This window comes from Spongiactinospora sp. TRM90649 (assembly GCF_029382225.1).
In the GTDB taxonomy this organism is placed as follows: domain Bacteria; phylum Actinomycetota; class Actinomycetes; order Streptosporangiales; family Streptosporangiaceae; genus Spongiactinospora.
The window spans coordinates 135743-145349 of the sequence record NZ_JARLTC010000009.1 but is presented as its reverse complement, the minus strand read 5'-3'; the positions used below and the strand labels follow the sequence as shown (position 1 = coordinate 145349).

Here is a 9607-nt window from a genome sequence, read left to right as displayed (position 1 = left end):
AAGTGAACCGAGATCAGGCCGTTAGGCCGGGCTCGGGTTGCGCTCTGGCCGGTCGGCGGCCGGGGTGGCCGCCGTCGTCTCCTCGTCCCGCGCGGGCGGGCGGACGACGGCGATCACGACCAGCGTCGCCAGCAGGGAAACGGCGGCGAGCGGGATCCAGACCCCGTGGCCGAGCCGTACCAGCAGCCAGCCGCCGAGCACCGGGCCGATCGTGCCGCCCAGGCCGAAGACGAAGTGGAAGCTGCCGAGGTAGTAAGCGCGGAGCCGGAGCGGGGAGATGACCGCCGGGTGGGCGAACATGGCGGGCCCACCGACGATCTCCCCGATCGACCAGATCAGCGTGCCGATGATGATCACGGCGGCGCTCATGGGCAGCGCGTAGACCGCGATCCCGGCGCCCATCAGCCCGAAGCCGAGCCCGATGGTCACCCGCGCCGGCCAGCTCTGGGTGACCTTGGTGGCGAGCAGCTCGAAGGCGATGACCAGGAAGCCGTTCAGCGAGACCGCGGCCGTGTACCAGATGAGGTCGATGCCGGCGGCCTTGACGTCGAGCGGGAGCGTGGACAGGTACTGCCCGTAGACGGCCGTGTGCACCAGCGTCGAGACGAGGTAGGCCAGGTAGCGCCGGTCCCGCAGCACCTCCCGGTATCCGCCGCGGTCGTTCGCCGGGTCGTCGGGCACCTGCTCCTCACGCCCGGGGAGCGTGTAGAAGGCCGCCACCGCGAAGGCCATCGCGATCAGCGCCTCACCCCAGAACAGCAGCCCGTACTGCTGGTGCATCAGGTTGTACAGCCCGAACCCCAGGATCGGCGCGGCCATCGCGCCCAGGTTCACCGCGAACCTGGACATGGCGAACACCATCACCTGGCGGTCGTCCGGGGTGAGCTGCGACAGCAGGGTGGCGGACGCGGGCCGGAACATCTGGCCGGTCAGACCGACCAGGGCCACGGCCGTCAGCAGGAGGGGGTAGCTCGGCAGGTACAGCAGCGAGGCGATGAGCACGCTCGATCCGCCCATGCCGATGACCGTGGTGGCGCGGGTGCCGAACCGGGCGGCCAGCGAGCCGCCGATCAGGACGCCGATCATGGCGCCCGCGCCGTACGCGCCGAGCCCGAAGGCCGCGGCGTCCGGTGAGTATCCCTGGGCGGCCAGGTACAGCACCAGGAAGATGTTGAGGAAGCCGCTGAGCCGGTTGACGAAGATGCCGACCAGCACCGTCTTGACGGCGGCGGGCGACTCCCGCCAGGTGCTGAGGACGCGCGCCTCCATGTCAGCCCTCCAGCCGGATGGTGAGGGCGGCCCGGACCCGGCGTTCCAGCTCGTCCAGTTCGGCGACGGTCGGCGCGTCGATGAGGAAGCTGACCGCGCGGTCGTCGGAGCTGCACAGCGGTTCCAGCCGGTGGCCGCGCTCCTTCAGCACGAGCACCGCCCGCAGCGTCGGCGGGTCGTCGGGCCCGCCCGGCGCCACCTCCGGCCAGGCCGGCGCGCCGCTCACCCACTGCGGGGTGACGCCCGGCCAGTCGAGCGTCACGTCGGCGAGCACGCCGGGCCCGTGTTCGAGGTAGACCTCCCTGGCCTGCCGCTGGGGCGTCGGGTAGGAGGCGGGCTCGCCGAGCGCGATCCTGACGAGCTCCGGCTCGATGAGGCTGCCGGTGGCCAGGCCGTACAGGATGGTGATCCCGTCACCGGGGGGACGCGCCGCCACCTCCATCAGGTACGGCGTGCCGTCGGCGGTCAGCCGCCACTCGGAGTGCGCGATCCCGTCCTGGAAGTCCAGCAGCTCCATCAGCCGCCGGTTGGCCTCCAGCAGGATGTCCTGTTCACGGGAGGGCTCGTTGGCGAGGGTGTGGCACAGCTCGACGAACGTGTCGCTGTGCTGGTCGGTGGTGCGCTTGCGCAGCATCCCGGCGAAGATCAGCTTGCCGTCCTGTACCAGGCTCTCCACCGAGTACTCCGGGCCGATGACCTTCTCCTCGACGAGGAGCGTCTCGTAGTCGGGATAGTCCACGACGCGCTCGCGCAGCTCCTCCTCGTCGTGCACGGTCCACACGCCCGAGCTGGAGTGCCGGGTGGCGGGCTTGAGCACGGCGGGGAACCCAACGCGGCTGGTGAAACTCTCCCGCTCGGTGGCGGGGATGATCTGCGACTCGGGGCTGAACTCGGGCGCGTAGAGGCGCTGAAGGTACTTGCTCCGGCAGGCGCGGCCGGCCCGCAGGCCAGGGGAGCGGAGCCCGAGCGCGTCGGCCACCACGCTGGTCGGCTCGACCAGCGTCTCGCCCACGGCGCAGATGCCGACGATCGTGTACTCCGCGAGCCAGTGCCGCGCTCCCGCGATGACACCGGGCAGGTAGGAGTTCTCCATCCGCAGGTCGCCGTCGGTGAAGGCGAAGTCGCTGATCGCGGCGGCGGCGTTGCCCGGCTCGGCCGCGGCGGTCAGCGCCGCCTCGCGCCAGTCGGACGGGGTGATCACCAGGATCTTCAGGCCGCGCGCGGCCAGCGCGGCGAGGAAACGCGGCGCGCGGCTGATGACGTAGAACGACCCGGTGAGTATGAAGGCCTCGGGTTTCACTGCCACTCTCTTCTCATCAGTAAGAAGGTTCCTTGCGAAGCAGGTGGCGGTGGTCGATGATCTCCGGCTGGTAGACCAGCTCGTGCCATGACTCCGGCCGCACCGGCTCAAGGGATATGGAGACGACTCCTTCGTCGACTCCGAAGGCGCTGGTCACCGCGTCGGTGACCGTCGCGAGCAGGGCGTTCTCCTGCTCCTGGGTGAGTTCGGCGGGAAAGTGCTTGATGGAGATGTGCGGCATCGGAGGCCTCCTGGGACTCATGCGTTGGCGTGGTGGGGGCGGGGGAGCGCCGGATCGTCCAGCACCAGCCCGTCCATGAACCACGCTTCGACCTGGCGCAGCCGGGCGACGCAGGTCGCCCGGTCGGGTCCCGACACCAGCGTGGTGAGCAGGAAGTCCGCCGAGAAGGTGGCCGCCCGCATGGTCTGTCCCGGCTGGACGAAGACCTGGTACTTCTCGATCCACGGGAACGGCGGCGGGCCTTCGGGCACCGAGACCACCCTGCCTGGCCGTTTCATCAGCACCAGTTGGCCGGTCATCCGGCCGGGCAGCGGCCGCTCCGGACCGGCCTCGGTGAGTACGGCCGGTAGCGGAAGGCCGAGCTGGGCCCGTACCCACGACTCGGTCGGATCGACGCCGAACAGGATCCGGATGACGTCGCGGACCGAGGCGCCGCCGGTTCGGCAGGCGATCTCGCACAGCACCAGCTCGTCGCCGGGCGTGTGGAAGATCTCGGCGTGGAAGGCGAAGTCCCGGGGGCCGGGCAGCGCCTGGAGCGCCCGCTCGGTGAGCTCGATCAGGCGGCCGGTCAGCGGGTCGTCCACGTCGAGCGTGACGTCCATCCGGCCGCCCCGGTCCTCACGGAAGGACGACAGCGAGTAGAGGTACTGCGACGGCCAGGCCAGCACCACCCGGCCGCCCACCACGAGCCCGTCCACATGGCACATCGGCCCCGGCACGAACCCCTCGACGATCAGGTTGGGCGGGTGCTCGCCGTACAGGTCCGGCTCGTCGGCCAGGTACGCCTCCAGCTCGTCGGCGGAGCGCAGGATCCGCAGCCCCACCGAGCCGGCGCTGTCGCGGGGCTTCACCACCACCGGGAAGCCGTGCTCCCCGGCGAAGGCGAGCAGGTCCGCGGCGCACTCGACGACCCGGTACGGAGCCACCCGCAGGCCCGCCGCGATGAACCGCTCCTTCATGAGGACCTTGTCGCGGAAGGGCAGCACGCTGTCCATCCGCTGGCCGGGCAGCCCGAGGATCTCCCGAAGCTGGGCGGCCCGCTCCAGGTCCCGTTCCTGGCAGGCCACGATGTGCCGGACGCCGTGCTCGCGGGCCAGGTCGAGGCAGAGCGGCTCGACCTGGCCGCCGGTCTCGTAGCCGGGCACCGCAGCCGCGTGCAGGTAGCCGTCGGTCGCCGGGGCGAGGTTGCCCTCCTCGGCGGTGAGCAGCAGGACGTCGCCGCCGTACCCGGCGACCCACCGGTCGTAGGGGGTCGCGGCGATCGAGCCGCGGTAGTGCAGGACCAGGACGCTCATGGTGCGGCCTCCCGCGCGGCGGCGGGCAGGGCCGCCTGGGCGCGTACCGCGGCGCGGGTGGACGCGCCGCGGGGATCGTAGTGGATGGTGTCGATCAGCCAGTCGCCGGCCACCGCGCGCACCGCCTCGACGGCGCACGGGTGGCCCGGGGTGTCCGGCAGCAGCGCGAGGGCGGCGTCGGTCACGGCGATGCCGGGGCCGCGGTGCCGCACCCCGCGCACGGGGGACTCGACGGTCAGGTCAGGCACCAGGGCGGCGTCCACCGGCAGCCGTCCGGTGGCGAAGGCGCGCAGCTCCTTCTCGTCGCGCAGTTCGGCGACGACCGGCCGGTCCGGCGCCCGGCGCCGCCGGACGAGGAGGGGGTAGCCCCAGCGGTGCGCGTACCAGTACAGGTCGCACACCCGGCGCACCCCCGCCCGCCGTACAACGGGAATGCCGGCCCGGCGCAGCAGCGCCCGCGCCGCCACCGGGTCCGACAGCGGCAGCGCCGCGTCCTTGGGCTGACCGGGCAGGCCGAGCAGGTCGCGCAGGCCGCCCGCCCTGACCTGGTCGGCGGGATCGACCGCGACGATGGCCGTGACCTGGCCGCGTGCGGCGAGGTCGCGCACCGCGGTCTCCGTCTCGGCGGTGAATCCGAGCCCGGTCAGGAACCGCAGGCCGCCGTAACCCGTACGGTTCACGGCCGGCCTCGGCCGGCCGGTCAGCAGTAGCGGCGCGGCGTCCAGCCACTGCGGGTAGGGGAGCAGCGGCCGGCCGGGCCGGTCCAGGATGACGATGCTCACGGGTCGCCCTCCATCCTGACGGTCACCGTCTCGATCAGTTCGTCGCAGAGCCGCACGGCCTTGTCGGTGTCGGGCGCGACGACCGCGACCAGGCCCAGCCGGTCCCAGTTGTCGCGCATCCGGCGCACCACCGCCCCCGGCCGGGCGCTCACCTCGACGGCGAGCACGTCCGGGTGCGCCCGCAGCTCCTCGACGCCCTCGACGGCGGCGATCCGGCCGGGCCTGCCGACCAGTCCGCGCGCGCACGCGGCGGCGATCGGCTCCGGCCGGTCCGGCAGCGCTTCGACCAGGCCGAACGGCCAGGCGAGCGTGTAACGCGTCAGGTCGATGCCGTAGGCCGCCCGCACCAGTGCGCCGATGCGGCCTCCGCCGATCCGGTTGTGGGACTCGATGACCAGCGGGCCGCGCGGCGAGACCCGCAGCTCGGTGTGCGCAGGGCCGTCCGCGACCCCGATCACGTCGAGGAACTCGGCCGTCGCGGCGGTGAGCGCGGCGGCGGTGCCGGCGTCCACCCGGGCGGGCATGGCGTGGCCGAGTTCGGCGAAGTGCGCCGAGCCGACCAGCTTCTCGGTGATCGCCACGACCACGTGCCGCCCGGCGAAGCTGAAGCTCTCCACGCTGTACTCGGGGCCGGAGATGTACTCCTCCATCAGGTAGTCCTGGACCTCGTACAGCGTGGTGCCCCGGTCCACCCCGTCCGCGCGTGTCGCCCGCACCCGTTCCCACACCGGTCCGGCGTCCTGCGGCCCGCCGACCAGCGAGATGCCGAAGCCGGCCGTCAGGTCGGTGGGCTTGACCACGAAGGGGTAGCCGTGCCGGTCGCCGAACGCGCGCAGGTCGTCCAGGGCGTGCAGCGGCTCGGCGGCGACCGTGGGCGCGCCGGACGCGGCCAGGTGCCGCCGCATGGCCAGCTTGTCGCGCAGCAGGTGGGCGGCCCGGTGGCCGGTGCCGCCGAGTCCGAACAGGTCGTTGATCCGGCCGGCGGGTTCCAGACCGGGCTCGGTCAGCGACAGCGCGGCGGAGAAGTTCCAGATCTGGTGCGCCGCCTCGGCCAGCGGCCGGAGCACCGCCCAGTCGGTGTAGTCGGCGATCAGCGTGACGTCGGCGAGTTGGGCCTGCTCGGGCTGGAACTTGTCCTTGTGCTGGACGAGGATCACGTTCAGGCCGAGCGACTTGGCCAGCCGGATCGGCTCGGTGAGATGGCCGATCAGCAGCAGGGTGCGGGCCGGGTCCAGCGCCACGGGCGCGACCCGCTGCACAGCGTTCACCGGCGTGCCCTCGGGTTCCACCCACAGCAGCGCCTTGGCCTCGGCCGCCCGCTCGCGCGCCGCCTCGGGGGTCGGCCCCTCGGTGAGGACGTAGCCGTGCCGGCTGCCCGAGTGCCGGGTGACCGGGAGCACGTCACCGGGCCCGAAGCGGAACTTCACCTCGTGCACGAAGGGCAGCCCGGCGATCCGGTCCACCCCGCCGGCCGCCGCGATCGGGCCGGGCGGCAACTGGAAGAAGGACACGCAGCTCGTCGCGTGCGCCGGTCCGGGTACGACAGGCCGTCCGGCCAGGGCCTCGAAGACCGCCGCCTCGACGTCGAACCCGGTGGCGACCCTGATCAGCGACGGGATGCGGTCGCCGCCAAGGCGGGCCTGCGACTCGACGATCCGGGGACCGTCGCCGGTGAGGATGACCTCGGTGTGCGCGGGGCCGAACGTGAACCCGGCCGCGTCCAGGAAGGCGGTCACCAGGCCGGCGACGGCCGTCGCGTCCGCGTCCGGCAGCGGCGCGGGGAACACGTGCCCGGTCTCCACGAACAGCGGTGGCGGCATCGTCTCCTTGGCGGTGATGCCGATCACCTGGTGGCGTCCGCCGGAGGACAGCGTCTCCACGCTGAACTCCGGGCCGCGCAGGTACTCCTCGGCCAGCACCGGGCCCTGGTAGCCGAAGGCCGCAAGTTCGGCGGCCCAGCCGTCCAGCTCGTCCATCGCGTGGAGCAGCCGTACGCCGGCGCTGCCCTGCAGGCCGCAGGGCTTGACGATCACCGGCAGGTCGAACCCGGTCGGCGAGGAGGCCAGCTGGCCGGGTGTGTCGGCCCGGACGGACCGAACCGGCGACAGACCGTGCCGGGCCAGCAGCTCGCGGGTCGCGCCCTTGTCGTTGAGCGCGCGGATCGCCGCCGGGGTGTTGGGCGCGAGGCCGAGGGTGTGCGCCTCCTCGGCGACCGGCAGCATGGTCTGCTCCTTGCCCAGGTGCAGCACGTGGGCCACGTCGCGGGCGACGGCCGTCTCTCGGACCAGCCGCCGCAGCTCCGCCACGTCGGAGAAGTCGGTCAGCAGCAGCTCGGCGGAGTGCGCGGCCACGTCCCGCAGGTACTCGGGCGTCTGCAGCGCGGGATCCCAGATGGAGTACACGGTGAAGCCGGCGGCGACCGCCTTCTCCACCAACTGGCTGTACGGCTGCACCATCAGCAGCCGGGCGTTGTCAGTCACCGGACCGCGCTCCTTCCAGCTCTGGTGTGCGGTGGCGCAGCTCCCGGAAGAGCGATCGGTACAACTGGACGGCGGTGGCCCCGAACACCACGTAGAGCGCGGCCATCCCCCAGGAGGGCAGCACCGAGCCGAGCGACACGCACACCGAGCCGACCACCAGGCCGAGCCGGATGGCCAGGCCGTACGCGGCCATGTACTTGGTGCGATCCGACGCGGGCACCAGGTTGGCCAGCAGGGTCTGCTTGACCGGCGCGTTCATCAGCTCTCCCACGGTGACGACCACGGCCGCCCCGATCAGGACCCAGACGTCCCCGCTGACCGCCCAGACCACGTATCCGGCGGTGAACAGCGCGATGCCGACCACCAGCCGCCGTTCCTCGGTCAGCCGGCCGAACAGGCGGGCCGCGAACAGGCCGAGGCAGACGACCAGGGCGGTGTTGACGGCACGCAGGATGCCCAGCGTGTTGACGCCGTCCACGGTGAGGTGCCACGGGCCGGCGTCCAGCAGCGGTTGCGGGGTGAAGTCGCTGCTCAGCCGTACCGCGATGTAGGTGGAGATCTGCACCTCGATCGCCCGGACCAGCAGCGCGGCCAGCACCAGCCGGAGGAAGATCTGGTCGCGGGCCACCGAGACGTAGCCGGTCAGCATGGCGCCCAGCCCACCGGCGGTGCCGCTGGGCGCGGTCTCGCCGACGGCGAGCCAGGTCACCAGGAAGATGCCGAGGTTGACCGCCACACCGGCCAGCAGCAGGTGGAAGAAGAAGCCGGTGTAGAGGAAACCGCCGGTCAGCGAGCCGAGCATGAAGGCCACGTTGATCGACCAGTACTTGAGCGTGTACACCGTGGTGCGGTTCTCCGGCGTGGAGACGTCCGCGATCATCGCCTCGCCGGCCGGCAGGGCGATCGCCGCGCAGCCGGCCGCGCCCAGGTAAAGCACGTACGTGAGCACGCCCGAGCCGCCCAGCGGCGAGTTCACCAGGGCCAGCCCGGCGAAGCAGAGCACGCCGCCGAGCTCCCCGAGCAGCAGGATCGGGCGGCGGCCGTGGACGTCCGCCAGGTGCCCGCCGGCCAGGGTGCCGCCGATCGCGACGACCGCGGTCCCCAGGGTCATCAGGCCGGCCAGGGCCGGCCCGTACAGCCCGGAGAAGTGGATGACCATCAGCGGGACCAGCATGATGTCCATGAAGCGCTGGCAGAAGCCCACGCCGAGGCGCAGCTTGACGGTGCGGTGCAGCTCCCGGTAGCCCATCAGACCGGCCACCAGCTCAGATACCGCTCGCCGCTGTCCGGGAAGATCGTCACGATGGTCCGGCCGGACAGGTCGTGGCGGCGGGCGAGTTCGGCGCAGCCGTACGCGGCGGCTCCCGAGGAGATGCCCACCAGCAGCCCGGTGCGGGCGGCGATGGCCCGGGTCATCCGCGCCGCGCCCTCGTCCGGCACCGTGATCACCTCGTCGATGCAGGTGATGTCGGTGACGGGGCTGGTGAAGCCGCCGTTCAGGCCGGGGATGCGGTGCGGCCCGGGGGAGCCGCCGGACAGCAGCGGGGAGCCCGCGGGCTCCACCGCCACGATCCGCAGGTCAGGGTTGCGCTCACGAAGGTAGTGGCCCGTGCCGGTGAGGGTGCCACCGGTGCCGACCCCGCAGATCAGCACGTCCACGGTGCCGCCGGTGCCCGTCCAGATCTCCGGGCCGGTGGTCGCGTAGTGCGCCCGTACGTTGTCCGGGTTCTCGTGCTGGCGGGCGTACCACGAGCCGGGGATGGCGGCGTGCAGTTCCTCCGCCCGTTCCACGCAGCCCAGGAAGCCCAGGGCGGGATCGGTCAGCTCGATCCTGGCGCCCAGCATGCGCAGGGTGAGCATCCGCTCCTGCGACGCGTTCTCCGGCAGCACGATCACGCACGGATGACCCCGGGCGGCGGCCAGCGACGCCAGCGCGATGCCGGTGTTGCCCGAGGTGGACTCGACCACGGTGGCGCCGGGCGCCAGTACGCCGGACTCCTCGGCGGCCCGGATCATGTACGCCGCGGCGCGGTCCTTGACGCTGGACAGCGGGTTGGCCGCCTCCAGCTTGGCGAGCACGGTGGCGTCCGCGGGCACGCCGTCGAGCTTGAGGCGGAGCAGCGGGGTCCCGCCGATGAGGTCCTCGACCGTCTCGACGCCGTAGGACAGGGCCGGGGGCGGTGCGGGGGGCGTGGCGAGGGACTGCGTAGTACTGATCATTCGGATCACCATCGTTCGGT

At 72.4% G+C, this 9607-nt stretch carries 8 protein-coding genes; all 8 read right to left on the bottom strand.

Going from position 1 to position 9607, the window contains the following annotated elements; genetic code table 11:
* Positions 1-21: 21 nt before the first annotated feature.
* The 8 genes from P3X83_RS13165 to P3X83_RS13130 are packed head-to-tail and all read right to left on the bottom strand — an operon-like array spanning position 22 to position 9587.
* Positions 22-1269, bottom strand: a complete 1248-nt coding sequence (locus P3X83_RS13165; protein ID WP_277305296.1) for an MFS transporter — start codon at positions 1267-1269, stop codon at positions 22-24.
* A 1-nt stretch (position 1270) separates the two neighbouring features.
* Positions 1271-2575: an ATP-grasp domain-containing protein gene (locus P3X83_RS13160; RefSeq protein WP_277305295.1), complete on the bottom strand. Its 1305-nt coding sequence runs from the start codon at positions 2573-2575 to the stop codon at positions 1271-1273.
* Between the two features lie 10 nt (positions 2576-2585).
* A complete protein-coding gene (locus P3X83_RS13155; RefSeq protein ID WP_277305294.1) occupies positions 2586-2810 on the bottom strand; it encodes a tautomerase family protein in 225 nt (74 codons plus the stop codon).
* 17 nt (positions 2811-2827) lie between these two features.
* The gene (locus P3X83_RS13150; RefSeq protein ID WP_277305293.1) at positions 2828-4105 is read right to left on the bottom strand and encodes a hypothetical protein; all 1278 of its coding nucleotides are present in this window, start codon (positions 4103-4105) and stop codon (positions 2828-2830) included.
* A complete protein-coding gene (locus P3X83_RS13145) occupies positions 4102-4887 on the bottom strand; it encodes a hypothetical protein (protein ID WP_277305292.1) in 786 nt (261 codons plus the stop codon). Before P3X83_RS13145 ends, P3X83_RS13150 begins: the two co-directional genes overlap by 4 nt.
* Positions 4884-7367, bottom strand: a complete 2484-nt coding sequence (locus tag P3X83_RS13140) for an ATP-grasp domain-containing protein (RefSeq protein ID WP_277305291.1) — start codon at positions 7365-7367, stop codon at positions 4884-4886. The genes P3X83_RS13145 and P3X83_RS13140 overlap by 4 nt, the downstream gene beginning before the upstream one ends.
* Complete coding sequence (locus tag P3X83_RS13135; RefSeq protein WP_277305290.1) at positions 7360-8628, bottom strand: MFS transporter; 1269 nt, start codon at positions 8626-8628, stop codon at positions 7360-7362. Before P3X83_RS13135 ends, P3X83_RS13140 begins: the two co-directional genes overlap by 8 nt.
* A complete protein-coding gene (locus P3X83_RS13130) occupies positions 8616-9587 on the bottom strand; it encodes a cysteine synthase family protein (RefSeq protein WP_277305289.1) in 972 nt (323 codons plus the stop codon). Before P3X83_RS13130 ends, P3X83_RS13135 begins: the two co-directional genes overlap by 13 nt.
* Positions 9588-9607: the final 20 nt, after the last annotated feature.